The 21,949-nt window shown below is 71.6% G+C and carries 17 protein-coding genes and 1 tRNA gene; 15 read left to right on the top strand and 3 right to left on the bottom strand.

Annotated elements, in window-relative coordinates:
- Positions 1-157 precede the first annotated feature (157 nt).
- The 4 genes from QFZ75_RS12815 to QFZ75_RS12800 all read left to right on the top strand — a co-directional run bounded on the left by QFZ75_RS12815 (position 158) and on the right by QFZ75_RS12800 (position 6,329).
- Entirely contained in the window at positions 158-1,921 is a 1,764-nt protein-coding gene (locus QFZ75_RS12815; protein WP_307536576.1) for a beta-galactosidase, read from the top strand.
- Positions 1,921-4,374: a beta-galactosidase gene (locus QFZ75_RS12810; protein WP_307536575.1), complete on the top strand. Its 2,454-nt coding sequence runs from the start codon at positions 1,921-1,923 to the stop codon at positions 4,372-4,374. Before QFZ75_RS12815 ends, QFZ75_RS12810 begins: the two co-directional genes overlap by 1 nt.
- Positions 4,375-4,541: 167 nt before the next feature.
- Positions 4,542-5,663 (top strand): LacI family DNA-binding transcriptional regulator, encoded by a 1,122-nt coding sequence (locus tag QFZ75_RS12805; protein WP_373465857.1) that lies wholly within the window; start codon positions 4,542-4,544, stop codon positions 5,661-5,663.
- 138 nt (positions 5,664-5,801) lie between these two features.
- On the top strand, positions 5,802-6,329 hold the full coding sequence (locus QFZ75_RS12800; RefSeq protein ID WP_307536573.1) for a MarR family winged helix-turn-helix transcriptional regulator: 528 nt from the start codon (positions 5,802-5,804) through the stop codon (positions 6,327-6,329).
- A gap of 20 nt (positions 6,330-6,349) precedes the next feature.
- On the opposite strand, the gene QFZ75_RS12795 is transcribed toward QFZ75_RS12800, so the two are convergent.
- Both QFZ75_RS12795 and QFZ75_RS12790 read right to left on the bottom strand, forming a co-directional pair.
- Positions 6,350-7,102, bottom strand: coding sequence for a DUF4142 domain-containing protein (locus tag QFZ75_RS12795; RefSeq protein WP_307536571.1), 753 nt, complete (start codon positions 7,100-7,102; stop codon positions 6,350-6,352).
- Positions 7,103-7,453: 351 nt separating this feature from the next.
- Entirely contained in the window at positions 7,454-8,602 is a 1,149-nt protein-coding gene (locus tag QFZ75_RS12790) for an epoxide hydrolase (protein ID WP_307536569.1), read from the bottom strand.
- A gap of 101 nt (positions 8,603-8,703) precedes the next feature.
- Between QFZ75_RS12790 and QFZ75_RS12785 the strand changes: the two genes are divergently transcribed.
- The 3 genes from QFZ75_RS12785 to QFZ75_RS12775 all read left to right on the top strand — a co-directional run bounded on the left by QFZ75_RS12785 (position 8,704) and on the right by QFZ75_RS12775 (position 10,177).
- A complete protein-coding gene (locus QFZ75_RS12785; RefSeq protein WP_307536567.1) occupies positions 8,704-9,369 on the top strand; it encodes a TetR/AcrR family transcriptional regulator in 666 nt (221 codons plus the stop codon).
- On the top strand, positions 9,353-9,748 hold the full coding sequence (locus QFZ75_RS12780; protein ID WP_307536565.1) for a PPOX class F420-dependent oxidoreductase: 396 nt from the start codon (positions 9,353-9,355) through the stop codon (positions 9,746-9,748). Before QFZ75_RS12785 ends, QFZ75_RS12780 begins: the two co-directional genes overlap by 17 nt.
- 180 nt (positions 9,749-9,928) lie before the next feature.
- Positions 9,929-10,177, top strand: coding sequence for a hypothetical protein (locus QFZ75_RS12775; protein ID WP_307536563.1), 249 nt, complete (start codon positions 9,929-9,931; stop codon positions 10,175-10,177).
- Between the two features lie 367 nt (positions 10,178-10,544).
- On the opposite strand, the gene QFZ75_RS12770 is transcribed toward QFZ75_RS12775, so the two are convergent.
- A tRNA-Arg gene (locus QFZ75_RS12770) sits at positions 10,545-10,616 on the bottom strand.
- Positions 10,617-11,006: 390 nt separating this feature from the next.
- On the opposite strand from QFZ75_RS12770, the gene QFZ75_RS12765 reads away from it, so the two are divergent.
- The 8 genes from QFZ75_RS12765 (at position 11,007) to QFZ75_RS12730 (ending at position 21,895) form a co-directional block, all read left to right on the top strand.
- Positions 11,007-11,477: a response regulator gene (locus QFZ75_RS12765; protein WP_373465856.1), complete on the top strand. Its 471-nt coding sequence runs from the start codon at positions 11,007-11,009 to the stop codon at positions 11,475-11,477.
- 95 nt (positions 11,478-11,572) lie between these two features.
- Entirely contained in the window at positions 11,573-12,721 is a 1,149-nt protein-coding gene (gene nrtL, locus QFZ75_RS12760; protein ID WP_307536559.1) for an ArgS-related anticodon-binding protein NrtL, read from the top strand.
- A gap of 16 nt (positions 12,722-12,737) precedes the next feature.
- Positions 12,738-14,129 carry a diaminopimelate decarboxylase gene (gene lysA, locus QFZ75_RS12755; protein ID WP_307536558.1) on the top strand — a complete coding sequence of 464 codons (1,392 nt, stop codon included), beginning with the start codon at positions 12,738-12,740 and terminating at the stop codon, positions 14,127-14,129.
- Positions 14,130-14,326: 197 nt separating this feature from the next.
- Positions 14,327-15,625 carry a homoserine dehydrogenase gene (locus QFZ75_RS12750; RefSeq protein WP_307544426.1) on the top strand — a complete coding sequence of 433 codons (1,299 nt, stop codon included), beginning with the start codon at positions 14,327-14,329 and terminating at the stop codon, positions 15,623-15,625.
- A 6-nt stretch (positions 15,626-15,631) separates the two neighbouring features.
- Positions 15,632-16,690, top strand: coding sequence for a threonine synthase (gene thrC, locus QFZ75_RS12745; RefSeq protein WP_307536556.1), 1,059 nt, complete (start codon positions 15,632-15,634; stop codon positions 16,688-16,690).
- A 418-nt stretch (positions 16,691-17,108) separates the two neighbouring features.
- Positions 17,109-18,026 (top strand): homoserine kinase, encoded by a 918-nt coding sequence (gene thrB / locus QFZ75_RS12740; protein ID WP_307536555.1) that lies wholly within the window; start codon positions 17,109-17,111, stop codon positions 18,024-18,026.
- Positions 18,027-18,421: 395 nt separating this feature from the next.
- Positions 18,422-20,533, top strand: coding sequence for a transcription termination factor Rho (gene rho / locus QFZ75_RS12735; protein ID WP_307536553.1), 2,112 nt, complete (start codon positions 18,422-18,424; stop codon positions 20,531-20,533).
- A gap of 249 nt (positions 20,534-20,782) precedes the next feature.
- Positions 20,783-21,895: an LCP family protein gene (locus QFZ75_RS12730; protein ID WP_307536552.1), complete on the top strand. Its 1,113-nt coding sequence runs from the start codon at positions 20,783-20,785 to the stop codon at positions 21,893-21,895.
- Positions 21,896-21,949: the final 54 nt, after the last annotated feature.

Genomic DNA, 21,949 nt, shown 5'->3' with positions numbered 1-21,949 from the left:
CCCCGCAACCAGGCCCCGCACCACCTGACCCAAGGTGCCCCGACTCCCTCCCGCCGCAATCTTGACGCGTTTGAGTTACCGGTAACATCATGATGCAGACAGCGTTCCCGGACCTCCGACCCGTCCAGCCTCCGAGCCGAGGGGAAGCAGCATCCCGATGCCCGCACTGACCACGTCGTCCGACGGTTTCCGGCTCCGCGGCGAGCCGTTCCGGATCATCTCCGGTGCCATGCACTACTTCCGCATCCACCCCGACCAGTGGACCGACCGGCTTCGCAAGGCCCGGCTGATGGGCCTCAACACGGTGGAGACGTACGTCCCGTGGAACCTCCACCAGCCCGAACCCGGCACCCTGGTCCTCGACGGCATTCTCGACCTGCCCCGTTACCTGCGGCTGGCCCGGGCCGAGGGCCTCAACGTCCTGCTGCGCCCCGGCCCGTACATCTGCGCCGAGTGGGACGGCGGCGGCCTGCCGTCCTGGCTCACCACGGACCCCGGCATCCGGCTGCGTACCGGCGACCCCCGCTTCACCGACGCGCTCGACCGCTACCTCGCCCTGCTGCTGCCCCCGCTCCTGCCGCACCTCGCCGCGTCGGGCGGCCCGGTGATCGCCGTGCAGGTGGAGAACGAGTACGGGGCGTACGGCGACGACACCGCGTACCTCGAACACCTCGCGCAGGCCCTGCGCGCCGGAGGCGTCGGGGAACTGCTCTTCACCTGCGACCAGGCGAACCCCGAGCACCTGGCGGCCGGCAGCCTCCCCGGTGTCCTCGCCACCGGCACCTTCGGCAGCAGGATCGAGCACTCCCTGGAGCAGTTGCGCGCCCACCGGCCCGAAGGGCCCCTGATGTGCGCGGAGTTCTGGATCGGCTGGTTCGACCACTGGGGCGAGCCGCACCACGTGCGCGACGCGGCGGACGCCGCCGCCGACCTCGACCGGCTGCTCTCCGCGGGCGCCTCGGTCAACATCTACATGTTCCACGGCGGCACCAACTTCGGCTTTACCAACGGCGCCAACCACGACCACGCGTACGAGCCCGTCGTGACCTCGTACGACTACGACGCGGCCCTCACCGAGTCCGGCGACCCGGGGCCGAAGTACCACGCCTTCCGCGAGGTGATCGCCCGCCACGCCCCGGTCCCGGACGAGCCCGCCCCGGCACCCGGCCGCAAACTGCCGCCCATGAGCGTCGAGTTGGACCGGCGTGCCCCGCTGCTTCCGCACGTCGGCGTGCTGGCCGAAGCGGTCCGCGTCGACGCCGACCCGGTGACCATGGAGGAGCTGGGCCTGCGGGCGGGCCACGTCCTGTACCGCACGACGGTGCCCGCGGCCGGCGACGGCGTGCTGCACTTCGCGGGTGGTGTCGGCGACCGCGCCCAGGTCTTCGTGGACGGCGCCCCCGTCGGCGTACTGGAACGCGAACGCCACGAGGAGGCGCTGTCCGTGCGCGTTCCGCGGGCCGGCGCCACGCTGGACGTGCTCGTCGAGAACATGGGCGGCGTCAACTACGGCCCGCGCATCGGGTCGCACAAGGGCCTGCTCGGCCCCGTCACCTTCGGTGGCACCGCCCTGCACGGCTGGGACTGCCACCCCCTGCCTCTGGACTGCCTGGACCAGGTGCCCTTCGCGCCGGCGGACCCGGCCGCGGCCGCCGGACCCGCCTTCCATCACGGCACCTTCGAGGTGCGTACGCCCGCCGACACCTTCCTGTCCCTGCCCGGCTGGACCAAGGGCCAGGCCTGGATCAACGGCTTCCACCTCGGCCGCTACTGGAACCGCGGACCGCAGCGCACGCTGTACGTGCCGGGGCCCGTCCTGCGCCCCGGCACCAACGAACTGGTCCTGCTGGAGCTGCAGGCCACGACCGAGCCGCGCGCCCACCTCACGGACACGCCCGACCTCGGCCCGGTGAAGCCCTGATGCCGCCGCTTCGCCTGAAGGTGTCCACGCCGGCCGGGCCACCTCTCACCGGCCACCTCCCCCTGTCCGACGCGCCCGGCGTCCCCGACCCGATCGAGGTCACCAGCCGCTGCCTGACCCGTGGCGGCCGGCCGTGGTTCCCGGTCTCCGGCGAGTTCCACTGCACCCGCTACCCGGCGGGGGAGTGGGAGGAGGAACTGCTGAAGATGAAGGCGGGCGGGGTGACGGCCGTCGCGAGTTACGTCATCTGGATCCACCACGAGGAGGTCGAGGGCCGGATCCGCTTCGACGGCGACCGGGACCTGCGGCGTTTCGCCCGTCTGTGTGCGCGCCACGGCCTGGACTTCATCCCGCGCATCGGCCCCTGGTCCCACGCGGAGGTCCGCAACGGCGGCTTACCCGACTGGCTCCTGGCCCGCGCCTGCACCCCGCGCACCGACGATCCCGCGTACCTGGAACCCGTACGCACCTGGTACGAGGCGATTGCGGGGCAACTGAGCGGACTCGACCGCGCGCACGGCGGCCCGATCGTCGCGATCCAGATCGAGAACGAGCTGTACGACCGGCCCGGCCACCTGCTGACGCTGAAACGCATGGCCCGGGCCGCCGGACTGAACGCCCCGCTGTGGACGTCGACGGCGTGGGGCGGGGTCCGGCTCCCGCCCGACGAACTGCTCCCGCTGTACGGCGGCTACCCGGAGACCTTCTGGACGGAGGCGGACGGCGGCTGGCCCGACACCTGCCGCAAGCACTTCTTCTTCACCCACCAGCGCGACGACGAGGGCATCGGAGCCGACCTGCGCCCCACCGCGGTACGCGGCGCCGGCCCGGCGGACCTCGCGGCCCTGACGGGGCGGTTCCCCTGGGCCACCTGCGAGCTGGGCGGCGGCATGGCGGTCTCGTACCACCGCCGCCCGCGCGTCGAGGCGGCCGACGTCGGCGCCCTCGGCCTCACGAAGATCGGCTGCGGCTCGGTGTGGCAGGGCTACTACATGTTCCACGGCGGTACGAATCCGGTGGGCGAGCGGACGACCCTCCAGGAGTCCCACGCGACGGGCTACCCGAACGACCTCCCCGTCCTGACGTACGACTTCCAGGCCCCGCTGGGCGAGTACGGCCAGTACCGGCCCTCGTACGACGAACTCCGGCTGCAGCACCTGCTGCTGGCGGACTTCGGCCATCTCGTCGCGCCGATGGAGTCCCACCTCCCCGAACGGCGGCCGGCGGGCCAGGGCGACCGGGACACCCTGCGCTGGGCGGTGCGCGGCACGGGGGAGTCCGGCTTCCTGTTCGTCAACAACCATCAGCCGCACGAGGAGTTGCCGGCCCACCGGGACACCACGTTCACGGTGGAGTTCCCGCGGGCGCCCGCGCTCACCCTCCCGAGCACACCGGTGACGGTCCCGACGGGCGCGTACTTCTGCTGGCCGCTCCGCCTGGACGTGGGAGGCCTGCGCCTGGACTGGGCCACCGCGCAGCCCGTGTGCACGGTGGACGACGGGGACGGCCGTACGGTGCTGGTCCTGGCGGCGACGGACGGCGTACCGGTCGAACTGGCTCTGGACACACGGACGCTGACGTCGGTGAAGGTCCCTTCGGGGGAGCGGGTCACGGTCGGTGAGCGCACCTTGGTCACGGGCCTGCGCCCCGGCACCGACGCGCTGGTCGAGGTGGACACGGCGGACGGCGGCCGGGCCGGCCTCCTGGTCCTGGACGCGACGACGGCCCGTACCGCCTACCGGGGTGTCGCCTGGGGGACCGAGCGCCTCGTGCTCTGCGCCGCCGGTGTCGTCTTCGACGAGCACGCGGACGGGGGGCGCGGCGAGGTGCGGGTGCACGGCCCGGCCGCCGACCGGCTCTCCTTCGCGGTGCTGCCCGCGCCGCGGCGGCCCTTGGAGGTGACGGGTGCGGGCGTACGGGAGACCGCGGACGGGGTGTTCACGCGGTACACGGTGCGGGGCGACGAGCAGGACCCGCGCAGGGCGGTGGCGGTGGAGGCGGCGCCCAGGAGGATCCGGGACGCGGGCCCGGCGCCCGAGCCGGTGACGGGCGTGCAGGGCAGGGCGAGCGCCCCCGCCGACGGGTACTACGACACCGCCGCCGCCGAGTACGCCGTCGCCGTCCCGGACGGACTGCCGTTCACCGGGACCCTCCTGCGCGTCCACTGGACCGGGGACGTGGCACGCGCCTACGTGGACGACACGCTGGTGGCGGACCAGTTCCATGCCGGGCGGACCTGGGACATCGCCCTGGACCGGCTCCCGGCGTTCGCGCTGCGCGGGGAGGGACTGCGGCTGAGGATCCTGCCGCGGCACGCGGACGCGCGGGTGTACGTGGCGGCGGGCGCGGGCGCAGGCGGGAGCGAGGAGGCGGCCGGGACCTCCGGGACCGTGGCGGCGGTCGGGCGGGCCGAGTGGGTGATGACCCGTACGTGGGCGATCAGGGCGGGCTGAGCGGGGCGCGCCGCCCGCGGTCGGCGCGGTCGGCGCGGAAGCCCGGCCCGCCCTCCCGCCCGGCGGCGGCCTATCCTGTGGGCCGGCCGGGCGGGACATGACCCCCGCGAGCCGCACACGCCGAACCCTGGCCGAACCTGGCCGAACCCTTAAGGACAGCACCCGCCATGACCCGAAGTGCCGGCGACGGCGCGCCGCCCCAGCACCCGGCTCCCGGACGTCCTGGGGAGGTCTCCCAGGACGCCCCCAGAGGCCGGGGCCGCAGCCGGCGCAACTTCGCGGGGGCGCGCCCGGTGATGGACGACGTGGCGCGGCTGGCCGGTGTCTCCAAGCAGACGGTGTCGCGCGTGCTGAACGACAACCCGGCCGTCCGCCCCGAGACGCGCGAAGTGGTCCTGACGGCCATGCGCACCCTCGGCTACCGCCCGAGCCGCAGCGCCCGCTCGCTGGCGAGCGGCCGGACCCGCATGCTCGGGGTGATCTCCTTCGACGCGGCCCGCTTCGGTCCCGCCTCCATCCTGACCGCGATCAACACGGCGGCACAGGACGCCGGTTACCTGGTCAGTTCCATCGCGCTGGACACGGCGGACCGGGCCACGGTCGTACGGGCCGTGGACACGCTGTCGGCCGAGGGCGCGGACGGGGTGATCGCCATCGCCCCGCAGCGCTGGGTGGGCCGGGCGCTGGCGGAAGCCCGCCTGGACACCCCGCTGACGGTCCTGGAGAACGACCTCGGCAAGGACGCGTCGTTCGTCACGGCGGACAACGCGGCCGGCGCCCGCAAGGCCACCGAGCACCTGCTGGACCTCGGCCACGCGACGGTACGGCACATCGCGGGCCCCACCGGCTGGCTCTCGGCGGACCACCGGGTGGCGGCCTGGCGGACCACCCTGGAGGCGGCGGGAGTGGCGGTCCCCGAGCCCCTGACCGGGGACTGGAGCGCCGACTCGGGCTACGAACTGGGCCGCCGGCTGGCCGCGGACCCCGACGTCACCGCGATCTTCGCCTCCAACGACCAGATGGCGCTGGGTGTGCTGCGCGCGCTGCACGAGTCGGGCCGCCACGTCCCCGGCGACGTCAGCGTGGTGGGCTACGACGACATCCCCGAGGCCGCGCACCTGCTCCCCCCGCTGACCACGGTCCGCACCGACTTCCCCGAGATCGGCACGCGCGCGCTGCGGCTGCTCCTGTCCCAGCTGGACGGTCCACCGGAACCGCCGGTGGACCGGGTGGTTCCGGTCGAACTGATCGTCCGCAGGAGCACGGGCCCGGCGCCGGCCGGCCGCTGACACGTCCGCGCTCCCGGCCGCGCTCCCGGCCGTGCCCCGACTGTGCCCCCGCCGTGTCCCCGGCCTCGGGTCATGGCTGAGGAAAATCTGTGTGGATCAGATGAGTGGGCAGGCACGCCGACGGGATACAAAGGACCCATGCCGGAGCACGAAACCCCTGTCGGGGCCATGGACGACGTCGACGCGGTGACACGGGCGGTGCTGACGGCGTCACGCGTGCTGGTCGCGGTCTCGGCCCGCTCGCTCGCGCAGGTCGAGGAACGGGTGACGCTGCCGCAGGTCAGGATGCTGGTGGTCCTGTCCACCCGGGGGGCCACCAAGCTGGTGACCCTGGCGGAGCTGCTCCAGGTGGCGCCGTCCACGGCGATGCGGATGGTGGACCGCCTGATAGCGGCGGGCCTGGCCGACCGCCGGACGAACCCGGACAACCGCCGGGAGACGCTGCTGCAGCTCACGCGGGAGGGCCGCCGCACGGTGGAGGACGTCACGGCCCGCAGGCGCACGGAGATCGCGGCGATCGTGGAACGCCTGACGCCGGCCCAGCGGACGGCGATCGTGGAGGCGCTGACGGCCTTCAACGAGGCGGGCGGCGAGCCCCCCGTCCCGGACGACACGGAACCGCACCCGCTGGGCTGGGTGGACGCGACGCCGGGGCACGACGCCTGAGCCGCCGGCCCTCCGGCGGCTCACCCGACGGCGGGACTGGGGGTGGGAGCGGGGGAGGGGGAGGTCGTATTGACGTCGAGCCCCTCGGGCTCGTCGAGTACGAGGACGGGTGAGCCGGGCTGGGGCGCGGGCGGGGTCAGCTCGGCCTTGGGGAGCTTGGGCGGGGAGGTCTGCTGGAAGTTGACCTGGTCGTAGTTGACGAGGTCGGTCTTCTCCAGCACGGTGATGTGGTCGAGGACGGTGTCGTTGGCGAGGTCGGCCAGCTGCTGGATCATGGTGTTCTTGGTGTTGGCGCGGATCTTGGCGATGACGGGGAAGATCTGCCCGTGCGTCACGCGCATGATGTTGACCGCGGTCGTGTCGAACTGCTTGCCGCTGCTGCCGTCCACGGTCGCGACGAACTGCTGTTGCTGCGGACTGGCCTGGTTGGGCAGGGTGATCCCCAGCTCGGGGGCGATCTTCCGGCACATCTCGTCGAGCCCGGAGTGCCCGGCGACGAGATGCTTCCCGGCCTCCTTCATGGCGGGGGTGGTACCGCGCTCCATGGCCATCAGCCCGAGCGGATGCTCCCAGAGCCCGGCTGCCCGCACCTTGACGACGAAGTCCCGGTCGGCCTCGGTCAGCGGCCCGTACCGGGTGTTGGCGATGATCCGGTCCTGGCCGGTGGTGGTCTTCTCCACCCCGAGGAGCGCCGGATAGGCAAGCGCGGCAAGCGTCACGACCAGCCCACCGATCACGAATACGGTCCCTGCGGTGCGTTGCGCAACCCGCATGCTGCCTCCTGAGACGAACGACTCGGTCTTGGGGGATACGTACGAGAAGCACAGGGCAATCATTGCGCAGGCTAAATTTTGCATTCTGCGGTGACCGCGGTCCGTGCCCACCGCGGTCCAGGGCCGACTGCGCCCGGACCGGCGCACCACCAGCACGCTGGAAGCGTGACCGCGTACACATCCGGTCCGGTCCGGTCGGGTCCGGGTCCGTGGCCGGAGGTGATCGGTCGGTGGAAACCGTCTCCGGACTCCGGACTCCGCTGCCGCACCGTGCCACGGCGGACGGGCGCACCTTGCCCTTTCGCCGCCGCAGCGTTCGATCCGGCCGGGAACCGGTTCGGGCGGCTCGTCTCAGCGCAGTGAACGGAACGTCGTACGGATCTCCTCGGTCAGGACGGAGGGCTGTTCGAGAGCCGCGAAGTGCCCGCCGCGGTCGAGCCGGCGGTAGTGCAGGACGCTGGTGTACCGCCGTTCGATCCATCGCCGGGAAGCCTGGACGGCCTCGCCGGGGAAGACGCTGAAGCCGGCCGGTACGGGGTTCGGTCCGGACGGGGCGGACAGCTCTCGCCGCGCTTCCCAGTACAGACGCGCCGAGGAGGCTCCGGCGTTGGGCAGCCAATACATCATGATGTCGTCCAGGATCTCGTCGCGGTCGATGACCGATTCGGGACGACCGCCGCTGTCCGTGACGTCCTGGAAGAGCGTGTAGATCCACGCGGCCAGTCCGGAAGGAGAGTCGGCCAGCGAGTAGCCGATGGTCTGCGGCCGGGTGGACTGTTCCTGGAAATAGCCGCTCAGCAGCGTCTGGTAGTTCTGCGCCTTGGCCAGCATGCGCTTCTCGTCCGGTGTCGCCTCGCTGATCTCCTGGGCGGTGGGGAACACCATCGGCAGGTTGACGTGCATGCCGAGGAGCCTCCCGGGGGCCTTGCGGCTGACGGCTTCCACAACGGCCGATCCCCAGTCGCCTCCCTGCGCGACCCACTCGCCGTAGCCGAGGCGGGCCATGAGTTCGATCCAGGCGTCGGCGATCCGGGGGACGCCCCAGCCGGTCGCCGTGGGCTTCTCGGAGAACCCGAAGCCGGGCATCGAGGGGACGACGACATGGAAGGCGTCCTCGGCCCGGCCGCCGTGTGCGACGGGATCGGTCAACGCCCCGATCAGGTGCCGGAATTCGAGGATCGAGCCGGGCCATCCATGGCAGAGCAGGAGCGGGAGCGCCGTCGGCTCGGGCGAACGTACGTGCAGGAAGTGCACGCCGACACCGTCGAGGACGGTCCTGAACGACCCGAGGTCGTTGATCTGCCTCTCGCAGCGCCGCCAGTCGTAGTCGGTGGCCCAGTGTTCGCACAGGGCGCGGATCTGCTCCAGCCGGGGACCCTGGCCCGAGTCGGTCTCCCGGTCCGGCCAGCGCGTGTCGGCGAGTCGGCGGGCGAGATGCTCGAGCTCCTGGTCGGCGACCGCCACGCGGAACGGCTCGACGGTCATGGGGTGAGGCGACATGGGGCATCTCCATGGGCGGGGGGGGTGGGATATCACCGTAACGCAGAAGTGGAATATGAATTCAACTTGAGAATACGGTTTCCACTTGTTACGGTGTGTGCATGGCACAAGCCCCTCTGCGCCGTGATGCGGAGCGCAACCGTCAGCTCCTGCTGGAGACGGCGCACGCCCTGATGGCCCGTGACGGACTGGAAGTGACGTACCAGGAGATCGCCACCGCGGCCGGGACCGGCATGGGTACCGTCTACCGCCGGTTTCCCGACCGGCAGGAGCTCGTGGACCTCTTGTTCGCCGAACACATCGACGCCGTGGTCGAGCTCGCTCGGGAGGCGTGTCGGTTCGACGATCCCTGGGCCGGCCTCACCTGGTTCATGGAGCGGCAGTTCGAGCTGGAGGCGGGCAACCGTGGCCTCGGCCAGCTGCTGCGCGGCGGCCACCAGTCCTCCGAGCTCGTGATCAGGGGACGCGCTCAGATCACGCCGCTCGCGGCGGACCTGCTCGAGCGGGCGATCCGCGCCGGGCGGCTGCCGGCCGGGGTCACGCCGACCGATCTGGTCACGGTCCATCTCATGGTCGGTGCGGTGATGGACGCCGCCCGGGGGATCGACCCGGATCTGTGGCGCCGTGCCCTGACCGTGGCACTCGCCGGACTCCAGCACGCCGAACTGCCCGTCAGCCGGCCGGACGAGGAACTCATCGACCGCCTCTTCGGTGTCCCCCCGACATCGCGAGACAAGAAAGCCACCACCAATGATCCTGCCGAATGACCTGGTCGACGTCCTGCACACACCGGCCCTCTGTTTCGTGACCACCCTCATGCCGGACGGATCCCCGCAGATCACCCAGACGTGGGTCGACACCGACGGTGAGAACATCCTCATCAACACGGTGACCACTCACCAGAAGATGAGGAACATCGCCCGCGACCCACGCGTCGCCGTCGGCGTGGCGGACCCGGCCGAGCCTGCCCGCTACTGGGCGGCCCGTGGCGCCGTCACGTCATCCACGACGCAGGGAGCCGGGGAACACATCGACAAGCTGGCGCACAAGTACCTGGGGCGCCCCTACCCGCAGTTCGGGGGCCGGCCGCAGGAGCGCGTCCTGCTGACGATCCGAGTCGACAACCTGCACACTCCGCGCCGCTGACCACCACCGACAGAAAGCCCTTCTGCTGCACCGTGGTTCGGGAAGACCTCCCGCAACGACTCACCCGTAACTGGCCGTGGAAGCTCAAGCTCCTGGACATCCAGAGCGCGACAGCGGTGGTCCTCTCAACGGGCGGGGCGTACCTGGCTCGTGCCCAGTAGGCGCGCACCGTCAGACCGGATGAGCCACGAGGCGGCGGTGGACTCGACGGAAGGCCGGGCGCTGCCGAGCCGGCGAGACTCCGCCCTCGGCCGCGTAGGGCCTGGGCGGTCCGTTCCAGGCGAACGGTCGATGTTCCTGGTCTGGTTCACGGAGGAGGCCATGGCTGAGGTGGAGAACCTGTTCGTCGCAGACACCCATGAGCGGATCGTCAACCTGCTCAAGGGTGCCAATCGCGCACCTTCGCAACCGGACCTGCCGCACTTCTGAGCCGGCGCCTCGGCGCCACTCGCTGGGTGCGGCTGAGGTCCCCTGGACGCGATGTGGGGCTGCTCGGTGGCGCCAGGCGACCGGCCGTCGTCATGCTGCCCACCCATGGCGCCGGACAACGTGCTGAGCATGTGCCCCATGCCGAATTGCCGACCGGTGCTCAGGAAACCGGGTGAACGCGGCTCCCGGTCCGGAGCCTCGTCGTTTTCCGGGGCCGACCTGCTGCTTCCTGGCCGACGGCCGGCCCACGCATGGTGCACGGCCCTCGGCATACGGCCGCTCCGAGTGGCACACGACTGAAGACACGCGAAGACCCCGTCCTCAGCGAAACCGCTGACGGCGGGGTCTTTAGGCACCTAATACAAGGTGCCCCCGGCAGGATTCGAACCTGCGCACACGGCTCCGGAGGCCGTTGCTCTATCCCCTGAGCTACGGGGGCGTGTCGGGCGCTGTTCTTGCGGCGACGGGTAGAACCCTACCAGCTCTTCCGGGGTCGTCATGAACAGGTTTTGGGGGTGGGGGAGGGAGTGTCGGAAGCGGGTTGGATCTTGAGGGGCGGTGGCGGAAGCAAGGGCTCCGTGTGCCGGAACCCGCCTCTGTCGGCGGTGCCCTGGCGGAGGTCGGCTTCCGCCAGGGCACCGCTCGCCGTCGAAGCGGAGCCGAGCTGTTCGGCGATGCGGCAGCCCCGCCGCCGCCCGCCCCGCCTCCGTCGACCGCGTCCTGAGCGGACGCCCTCCGCCATCCCCCACATGAGGCAGAAGTAGGGAAAAGCCGGACGCGGTACCCCGGGTCGACCTACTCTCGAGTGGTGCCAGGCGCGTCGGGTCGGGTGCTTGTTGTGGACGACAACAAGGTCATCCGGCAACTGATCAGGGTCAACCTCGAACTGGAGGGTTTCGAGGTCGTGACCGCGGCCGATGGTGTCGAGTGCCTGGACGTCATCCACCAGGTCCGGCCCGATGTGGTCACCCTCGATGTGGTCATGCCCCGGCTCGACGGGCTGCGTACCGCCGCCCGGCTCCGGGCCGATCCGCGGACCCGTGACCTCCCCATCGCCGTCATCAGCGCCTGTACCCAGTACGAGGTCGAGAGCGGTCTGGACGTCGGCGTCGACGTCTTCCTCGCCAAGCCCTTCGAGCCCGCCGAACTGGTACGGCTGGTACGCCAGCTGCTGGAGCGGCGGGAGATCGCCGACACCGGTGCCGGCAGTGGGACCGGCCCGTCGTTCGACAGCGTCGAACGTTTCTACGGGCCCGGCGGACCGGGCGGGGCCGAGCGCGCGGGCCACGCCGGCGGCTGAACCGGACTCGGTGAAGGCACGGGGGCCGTCCATATGCCGGACCCTTGCCTAAACCCATTCGTCTGCCCACCCCCCTCCTCCCCTACGCTTGACCCGTGACCCCCGTCGAGCTCTCCAGCACCGTTCTGCGCGCCGTGCGCCGTGCGGTGGACGCCGGTGAGCTGGATGTCGGTGTGCCGGAGCGCGCGCAGGTCGTGCCGCCCGGGCCCGGCGGACGCGGGGACTACGCCACCAATGTCGCCCTGCGGCTGGCCCGGCCCGCCGGTCGGCCACCACGCGAGGTCGCCGCGATCCTGCGGCCGCACCTCAGCGAAGTGGCGGGAGTCAGCCGGGTCGACATCACCGGGCCCGGGTTCCTGAACATCACCGTCGCGGGGCGGGGGCAGGCTCTCGTCGGCGAGATCCTGCGCAGCGGCTCGCGGTACGGCTATGGGATGGGCCCCACCGCTGGGCTCACCGCCGGGCCCACCGCTGGGCTCACCGGCGAGCTCGTCCAGCTGCGCCATCCCTGCGAGGTGCGTGCCGCCGTCACCGGGCAGGTTCTCGCCCGGATCCTGCGGTCCCAGGGCGCCCTCATCCGTACCTCCTGCATCTCCCACACCTCCTGCACCTCCCGCACCTCCTGCGAAGCTGAAACCGAGGTCGAGGCCGAGACCGAGGTCGAGGCCGAAGCTCGGTCCGCCCCCACCCGGGCCGCCTCCCTCGACATCACCCTCCGCCCCCTCCCCGCCGGCCAGGACCCCACCCCCCTCGGCCGTGACGCCGCCCGCTGGGCCCTGCTGTACCCCGCGCCCCACGACCGGCCCCGTATCACCGACGAGCACCTCGTCCAGCGGGAGGGCAACCCCCTCTTCCGGGTCCGTTACGCGTACGCCCGCACCCGGGCCCTCGGCCGTAACGCCGCCCAGCTCGGATTCACCGGTGTCCCCGGAGACGGAGACGGAGACGGAGACAGGGACGGGGACGGAGACGGGGAGACGCAGCAGAACGCTCTCCTCGACGCCCTCGGCACCTACCCCCACGCCCTCGCCGCCGCCGCGCGCCACCGCGCACCCGACCGGCTCGCGCGGCACCTCGTCACCGTCGCCGACGCCCTGCTCGCCTTCCAGCACACCGTGCTCCCGCTGGGGGAGGAGAAACCCTCGGCCGCCCACCGCTCCCGGCTCGCGCTCGCCGAAGCCGCCGGGACGGTGCTGGCCGGCGGCCTGTCCCTGCTCGGCATCGACGCACCAGAACATCTCTGAGAAAGCCCATACAGACATGAGCCGTTCCGCACACCCCGCCGGGCCCCGCCACGCCGACGTCCTCCCCGAGGGCCACTACTCGGCCCCGGCGGACGACCTCAACGCCCTCGACCCGAAGGTCTGGGCGCAGACCGTGACGCGTACCGAGGACGGTTCGGTCAGCGTCGGCGGGATCGACGTGGCGACGCTCGCCGAGCAGTTCGGCACGCCCGCGTACTTCGTCGACGAGACCGACTTCCGCGCGCGGGCGCGCGCCTGGCGCACCGCCTTCGGGCACGACGCCGACGTCTTCTACGCCGGCAAGGCCTTCCTCTCCCGCGCCGTCGTGCGCTGGTTGCACGAGGAGGGCCTCAACCTCGACGTCTGCTCCGGCGGCGAGCTGGCCACCGCCCTCTCCGCCGGGATGCCCGCCGACCGCATCGCCTTCCACGGCAACAACAAGTCCGTCGAAGAGATCACCAAGGCCGTCGAGGCCGGTGTCGGGCGCATCGTCCTCGACTCCTTCCAGGAGATCGTGCGGGTCGCGCACATCGCGCAGAGCCTCGGCAGGCGGCAGCGCGTGCAGATCCGCGTGACCGTGGGGGTCGAGGCCCACACCCACGAGTTCATCGCCACCGCGCACGAGGACCAGAAGTTCGGGATCGCGCTCGCCGACGGACAGGCCGCCGAGGCCGTACGGCGCGCGCTCACCCTCGACGGGCTCGAGGTCATCGGTATCCACTCCCACATCGGGTCGCAGATCTTCGACATGGCGGGTTTCGAGGTGGCCGCGCGGCGTGTCGTGTCCCTGCTCGCGCAGATCCGTGACGAGCACGGGGTCGAGCTGCCCGAGATCGACCTCGGCGGCGGCCTCGGCATCGCCTACACCAGCGATGACGACCCCCGCGAGCCCCACGAGATCGCCAAGGCGCTCGGTGAGATCGTCACGCGGGAGTGCGAGGCCGCGAAGCTGCGGACGCCCCGGATCTCCGTCGAGCCCGGGCGCGCCATCGTCGGGCCGACCGCCTTCACCCTCTACGAGGTCGGCACCATCAAGCCGCTCGAAGGACTGCGCACGTACGTCTCCGTCGACGGCGGCATGTCCGACAACATCCGTACCGCGCTGTACGACGCCGAGTACAGCGTCGCCCTGGTCTCGCGGACGAGTGACGCGGAGCCCATGCTCGTCCGTGTCGTCGGCAAGCACTGCGAGAGCGGCGACATCGTCGTGAAGGACGCCTTCCTGCCCTCCGACCTGGCGCCGGGCGACCTCATCGCGGTGCCCGCCACCGGCGCGTACTGCCGCTCGATGGCCAGCAACTACAACCACGCCCTGCGTCCGCCCGTCGTCGCGGTCCGCGACGGCGAGGCCAGGGTCATCGTCCGCCGCGAGACGGAGGAGGACCTGCTGCGTCTCGACGTCGGCTGACGCCGGCGCACCAGCACACCGGCGCACCAGCACGCCGGCGAACGAGCGCGAATCGAACGAGCGCGGGCGGAAGATCTCCTGTTTCCGGCCCCGCGCAAATGAAATAGACATCTCACGATCCGGACGTGGGGCAGAAACCCCCGTCCGGTGAGTGAGACTGGTCCCACCGTGACGGTAAGAGGAAACGAGGTCGGATGATGCGTACGCGTCCGCTGAAGGTGGCGCTGCTGGGCTGTGGGGTCGTCGGCTCAGAGGTGGCGCGCATCATGACGACGCACGCCGACGACCTCGCCGCGCGCATCGGGGCCCCCGTCGAGCTGGCCGGTGTGGCCGTACGGCGGCCCGGCAAGGTGCGTGAGGGCATCGACCCCGCCCTGGTCACGACCGATGCGACCGCCCTGGTGAAACGGGGCGACATCGACGTGGTCGTCGAGGTCATCGGCGGCATCGAGCCCGCCCGCTCCCTCATCACCACCGCCTTCGAGCACGGCGCCTCCGTCGTCTCCGCGAACAAGGCGCTCCTCGCCCAGGACGGCGCCGCCCTGCACGCGACGGCCGGCGACCACGACGCGGACCTCTACTACGAGGCCGCCGTCGCCGGCGCCATCCCGCTGATCCGCCCGCTGCGCGAGTCGCTCGCCGGCGACAAGGTCAACCGGGTGCTCGGCATCGTCAACGGCACCACCAACTTCATCCTCGACAAGATGGACTCGACGGGCGCCGGCTACCAGGAGGCCCTCGACGAGGCCACCGCCCTCGGGTACGCGGAGGCCGACCCGACCGCCGACGTCGAGGGGTTCGACGCGGCCGCCAAGGCCGCCATCCTCGCCGGCATCGCCTTCCACACGCGCGTGCGCCTCGACGACGTGTACCGCGAGGGCATGACGGAGGTCACCGCCGCCGACTTCGCCTCGGCGCGGGCCATGGGCTGCACCATCAAGCTCCTCGCCATCTGCGAGCGGGCCGCCGACGGGGGCTCGGTCACCGCGCGGGTGCACCCCGCGATGATCCCGCTGAGCCATCCGCTCGCCTCCGTGCGCGGCGCGTACAACGCCGTGTTCGTCGAGTCGGACGCCGCCGGGCAGCTCATGTTCTACGGACCGGGGGCCGGCGGCGCGCCGACCGCCTCCGCCGTCCTCGGCGACCTCGTCGCCGTCTGCCGCAACAAACTCAGCGGCACCACCGGGCCCGGCGACTCGGCGTACGCCCGGCTGCCCGTCTCGTCCATGGGCGAGGTCGTGACCCGCTACCACATCAGCCTCGACGTGGCGGACAAACCGGGCGTTCTCGCCCAGGTGGCGACCGTCTTCGCCGAACACGGAGTGTCGATCGACACCGTTCGCCAGCAAGGGCGGCAGGACGGAGGCGGCGATGCCTCCCTCGTCGTCGTCACGCACCGCGCGTCCGACGCGTCCCTGACGGGGACCGTCGAGGCGCTGCGCAACCTCGACACCGTGCGGGGTGTCGCCAGCATCATGCGGGTTGAAGGAGAGTAACCAGCAATGACCCACCAGTGGCGCGGAATCATCGAGGAGTACCGGGACCGGCTGCCGGTGTCCGGCACCACGCAGGTCGTGTCCCTGCGCGAGGGCGGTACGCCGCTCGTGCCGGCGCAGGTGCTCTCCGAGCGCACGGGCTGCGAGGTCCACCTCAAGGTCGAGGGCGCGAACCCCACCGGGTCCTTCAAGGACCGCGGCATGACCATGGCCATCACGCGGGCCAAGGAGGAGGGCGCGAAGGCCGTCATCTGCGCCTCCACCGGCAACACGTCGGCGTCGGCCGCCGCCTACGCCGTACGGGCCGGGATGGTCTGCGCCGTCCTCGTCCCGCAGGGCAAGATCGCGCTCGGCAAGATGGGCCAGGCCCTCGTGCACGGCGCGAAGATCCTCCAGGTCGACGGGAACTTCGACGACTGCCTCACGCTCGCGCGCAGCCTCTCCGACAACTACCCGGTGGCGCTGGTCAATTCGGTGAACCCGGTGCGTATCGAGGGCCAGAAGACCGCCGCCTTCGAGATCGTGGACATGCTCGGCGACGCCCCCGACATCCACGTCCTCCCGGTGGGCAACGCGGGCAACATCACCGCGTACTGGAAGGGGTACACGGAGTACGCCGCCGACAAGGTCGCCGCGCGCACCCCGCGGATGTGGGGCTTCCAGGCCTCCGGGTCCGCGCCCATCGTGCGCGGCGAGGTCGTGAAGGACCCCTCCACGATCGCCACCGCGATCCGCATCGGCAACCCGGCCTCGTGGAACTTCGCGCTGGCCGCGCGGGACGAGTCGGGCGGTTTCATCGACGAGGTGACGGACCGTGAGATCCTGCGTGCCTACCGGCTGTTGGCGGCGCAGGAGGGTGTCTTCGTCGAGCCGGCCTCCGCGGCCTCCGTCGCCGGTCTGCTCAAGGCCGCCGAGCAGGGCAAGGTCGACCCGGGGCAGCGCATCGTCTGCACGGTGACCGGGAACGGCCTCAAGGACCCCGACTGGGCCGTCGCGGGCGCTCCGCAGCCCGTCACCGTCCCGGTCGACGCGGCCACGGCCGCCGAGCGCCTCGGACTGGCGTAACCGCACCACCCGCCGGGACGCCACCCGCCGGGACGCCGTCCGTCGAAGCACCGTCCGGCGGGCGCCCCTCGGCAGGGCGCTCGCCGGCGAGACGTCACCCGGCAGGGTGCCCCTCGACGGACACCACCTGGTGGGGAGCCCGGGAAGGCGGCCGGCAGGGCAGCCGGCGAGGTCCGACGGGGCAGCCGGCGAAGGCCCCGACAGGGGGTGCACAAGGGGCTTACGACACGCATCGTGCGCCTCTTGTGCGCCCTATGTCGCCACGGAACCTTCCTTCGATAAGCTGTACCGAACCCGCCCGCCGCATATGCCGCGGTGCCGCGCCGTCCCTGCGGCCTCCGGGTCTTCCGCATTCTCCGTACGTCTCGCAGGATTTTCGAGAATCTCGCAGTTCAAGCTCAAGGAGAGTCATCGAGCGATGGCCGGTCCCGCGTTCCGCGCCGCCGCCGTCCGGGTGCGCGTCCCCGCCACCAGCGCCAACCTCGGCCCGGGCTTCGACGCCCTCGGTCTGTCACTGGGGCTGTACGACGACGTGGTCGTCCGGGTGGCCGACTCCGGGCTGAACATCGACATCGCGGGCGAGGGGAGCGAGACCCTCCCGCGTGACGAGCGCCACCTCCTCGTACGCTCCCTGCGCACCGCTTTCGACCTGCTGGGCGGGCAGCCGCGCGGCCTCGAGATCGTCTGCGCGAACCGCATCCCGCACGGCCGCGGCCTCGGCTCCTCGTCCGCCGCGATCTGCGCCGGCATCGTGGCCGCGCGCGCCGTGACCATAGGCGGTGACAGCAGGCTCGACGACACCGCGCTCCTGGAGCTCGCCACCGAGATCGAGGGACACCCCGACAACGTCGCGGCCTGTCTGCTCGGCGGATTCACCCTCTCCTGGCTGGAGAGCGGGGCGGCCCGCGCCATCAGGATGGACCCCGCCCCCTCCGTGGTCCCGGTGGTCTTCGTACCCGGCAAGGCCGTGCTCACGGAGACCGCCCGCGGACTGCTCCCGCGCACCGTCCCGCACGTCGACGCCGCCACCAACGCGGGCCGCGCCGCACTGCTCGTCGAGGCGCTGACCAGGCGCCCCGAGCTGCTGCTGGCCGCCACCGAGGACCGGCTGCACCAGGAGTACCGCGCCCCGGCCATGCCGGAGAGCGCGGCGCTGGTGGAGCGGCTGCGGGCCGACGGGATCCCCGCGGTCATCTCCGGCGCCGGGCCCACCGTGCTCGCGCTCGCCGACGAGGCCGCGGCCGACAAGGTCGCACGACTGGCGGGCGAGGGCTGGGCAGCCAACCGGCTGGCCCTCGACGCCACCGGAGCGAGCGTGCTGCCGCTTGCTCCATGACCCGGTCGCCGACCCGGTCGCCGGATTTCGAGAGGGGGAATGTTTGTTGGATCCGGTAGTGTTAACCTCAAGTCTGCACCCGACCCCACCATGGCGAGGTGCTTCACGTCCCCGTCCGGGACAACCATTCTTCCGGGAGCCCCCCAAACTGCTTTGCGTCACGCATTGGGTGCTATGCGCTGAGCGGTGTTGAGCATGCTCCGGAACCGGCGTGAACGAGCCGATGGACACAGCACCTCAGGTCCATGGCCCCGGGAAACGTCATCCCAGAAATTCCCTCCGCCTTTTGGCGGACCACCGCCCCGGCACGGTCCATACATGACGGACCACTGTCGGACAGCACAACCGGTCGCCGAGCCAGACAGGCCGACGTCCGCTCCAGGGAAGGACCCTTCGTGAGCGACACCACCGATCTGATGGGCGCACGTGTCGAGGAGACCGCTGCCGCGCCCGCCACGGACGCCTCCGCGCCTGCCACCGGTGCCGGCTCCCGTCGGCGCCGCGGTACCGGCCTCGAGGGCATGGTGCTGGCCGAGTTGCAGCAGGTCGCATCCGGCCTCGGCATCAGGGGCACCGCGCGGATGCGCAAGAGCCAGCTGATCGAGGTCATCAAGGAGGCGCAGGGCGGAGGGGGCACTTCGGCCAAGGCCGCGGCCGCCGCCGGGGACGTCACCGAGACGAAGCCCAAGCGCCGCGCCACCTCGAAGGCCCGTACGGGTGACGAGGCCGCCTCTCCCGCCGAGGAGAAGGCGCAGGCCAAGGCCGAGAAGGCCGTCGCCCAGCAGCAGATCGAGATCCCCGGCCAGCCCGCCGGTGCCCCGTCCCGGACGAGCGAGGACGAGGACGCCCCGGCCGAGCGCCGCCGGCGTCGCGCCACCGCCGAGGCGGGCAGCCCCGAGACGGTCACCGCCGAGGTGAGGAGCGAGCCGAGGACCGAGCCGGCCGCGCAGTCCCAGGGCGAGCCCAAGGGCGACGGCCAGGACGGCGGAGCCGAGGGCCGTCAGGGCCGCCGCGACCGCCGTGACCGTGGCGACCGGGGCGACCGGGGCGACCGTGACCGCGGGGGCCGTGACCGCGACCGCCGCGGCGCCAAGGGCGACGAGCCGCAGGGCGGTCAGGGTGGCCAGAGCGGCAGCCAGGGCGGCCAGGGCGCCGGCCAGCAGCGCCAGGACCGGCAGGACCGCCAGGACCGCCAGCAGGGCGGCGGCCGTCAGGACCGCCAGGACCGGCAGCGCGACAACGGCCCGCAGGACGACGACGACTTCGAGGGTGGCCGCCGCGGCCGCCGCGGTCGTTACCGGGACCGCCGCGGCCGCCGTGGGCGCGAGGAGTTCGGCCCCAACGAGCCGCAGGTCGCCGACGACGACGTACTGATCCCCGTCGCGGGCATCCTGGACATCCTGGACAACTACGCGTTCATCCGTACGTCGGGCTACCTGCCCGGCCCGAACGACGTGTACGTGTCACTGGCCCAGGTCCGCAAGAACGGCCTGCGCAAGGGTGACCACGTCACCGGCGCCGTCCGGCAGCCCAAGGACGGCGAGCGCCGCGAGAAGTTCAACGCGCTCGTCCGCCTCGACTCGGCGAACGGCATGGCGGCCGAATCCGGGCGCGGACGCCCGGAGTTCAACAAGCTGACGCCGCTCTACCCGCAGGACCGGCTCCGTCTGGAGACCGACCCGGGCGTGCTGACGACCCGCATCATCGACCTCGTCGCACCCATCGGCAAGGGCCAGCGCGGTCTGATCGTGGCCCCGCCGAAGACCGGCAAGACCATGATCATGCAGGCGATCGCCAACGCGATCACGCACAACAACCCCGAGTGCCACCTGATGGTCGTCCTGGTCGACGAGCGTCCGGAAGAGGTCACCGACATGCAGCGGTCGGTGAAGGGCGAGGTCATCTCCTCGACCTTCGACCGCCCCGCCGAGGACCACACCACGGTCGCCGAGCTCGCCATCGAGCGTGCCAAGCGCCTGGTGGAGCTGGGCCACGACGTCGTCGTGCTGCTCGACTCGATCACGCGTCTGGGCCGTGCGTACAACCTGGCGGCCCCGGCCTCCGGCCGCATCCTGTCCGGTGGTGTCGACTCGACCGCGCTGTACCCGCCGAAGCGCTTCTTCGGTGCCGCGCGCAACATCGAGGACGGCGGTTCGCTGACGATCCTGGCCACCGCGCTGGTCGACACCGGCTCGCGCATGGACGAGGTCATCTTCGAGGAGTTCAAGGGCACCGGCAACGCGGAGCTCAAGCTCGACCGCAAGCTCGCCGACAAGCGCGTCTTCCCGGCGGTGGACGTGGACGCGTCCGGTACCCGTAAGGAAGAGCTCCTGCTCGGCAGCGACGAGCTCGCCATCACCTGGAAACTGCGCCGCGTGCTGCACGCGCTCGACCAGCAGCAGGCGATCGAGCTGCTGCTCGACAAGATGAAGCAGACGAAGTCGAACGCCGAGTTCCTGCTGCAGATCCAGAAGACGACGCCGATGCCGGGCAACGGCAACGACTGACGTCACCGCCGGCGCAGCCGGTACCGCGGAGGGCCGTCCCCATCGGATTTCAGGGGGCGGCCCTCCGCGTTGCCGAGGTGACACGGCGTGCCGTGCAACCCTTTCTCCGGCCGGACCGTCTGAACGGACGGGTCCCGACACGGACGCGACGGCACTGAACATGACGGCACCCGAAGACGACGGCACCCGAACGCGCCTGACCCCGACCGCAGGGGGTAAGCGGGACAACCAGCGAGGACCGAGGAGCACATGTCCGCCGAGAGCACGTCCGAACCCGAGAGCACACCGGAAGCCGGGACCCCGGGCCCCCGCGGGCCGCGCAGCGGACGCCGCAAGGCGCTCCTGGTCACGGCCTGGTCGGCGGCGGGCGTCCTCGCGCTGGGCGGCACCGGTCTCGGGTACATGTACGTCAACCTGAACGACAACATCAAGAGCGTCGACATCGACCAGGCCCTCGGCACCGACCGGCCCCTGGACGTCGACAACGGCTCGCAGGACATCCTCGTACTGGGCTCCGACACCCGCTCCGGCGGCAACAAGAAGCTGGGCGGCGGTGCCGACGACGGCAGTGCCCGCTCGGACACCGCGATGATCGTGCACGTCTACGAGGGCCACAAGAAGGCCGCCGTGGTCTCCATACCCCGCGACACCCTCGTCCCCCGGCCCGAGTGCACCGACAGCGAGGGCGTCACGCACGACGCCTCGTCGTTCGCGATGTTCAACTCGGCGTACACCACGGGCGGCGCCGCCTGCGCGGTGAAGACCGTCGAGTCGATGACCGGCATCCGCATGGACCACTACGTCGAGGTCGACTTCAGCGGTTTCCGGAAGCTGATCGACGACCTCGGCGGCGTCGAGGTCACCACGACGAAGGACATCGAGGACAAGGAGAGCCACCTCGACCTGGAGGCCGGCACACACCGGCTGACCGGCAAGCAGGCGCTCGGCCTGGTCCGTACGCGGCACGGTGTCGGCGACGGCTCCGACCTCGGCCGCATCCAGCTCCAGCAGGCGTTCATCAAGGCCCTGGCCGAGCAGGTCGAGCAGATCGGGCTGCTGAGCAGCCCGAAGAAGCTGTACGACCTGGCCGACACGGCGACGGAGACCGTCACCACCGACTCCGACCTGGCCTCGGTCAAGGAGCTGGCCTCCTTCGCCAACGGGCTCAAGGGGATCGGCTCGTCGCGGATGAACATGGTCACGATGCCGGTCCGGTACGACCCGGCGGACGGCAACCGCGTTCTGATGGAGAAGGACAAGGCCGAAGCGGTCTGGAACGCGCTGAAGGACGACCGTCCGATTCCGGGGTCGGCGACCAAGGACACGGCGACGGGCGATGCGAAGGGCGTCGTCACTTCGTGACGAGCGCCCCTCGGTGAGCCCCCACGGTGGGGCTGCGGCCCGGGGGCGGGTGCC

Source organism: Streptomyces sp. V3I8 (assembly GCF_030817535.1).
Lineage (GTDB): Bacteria > Actinomycetota > Actinomycetes > Streptomycetales > Streptomycetaceae > Streptomyces.
The sequence above is the reverse complement of the archived record's forward strand: the minus strand, read 5'-3'. Positions and strand labels throughout refer to the sequence as shown.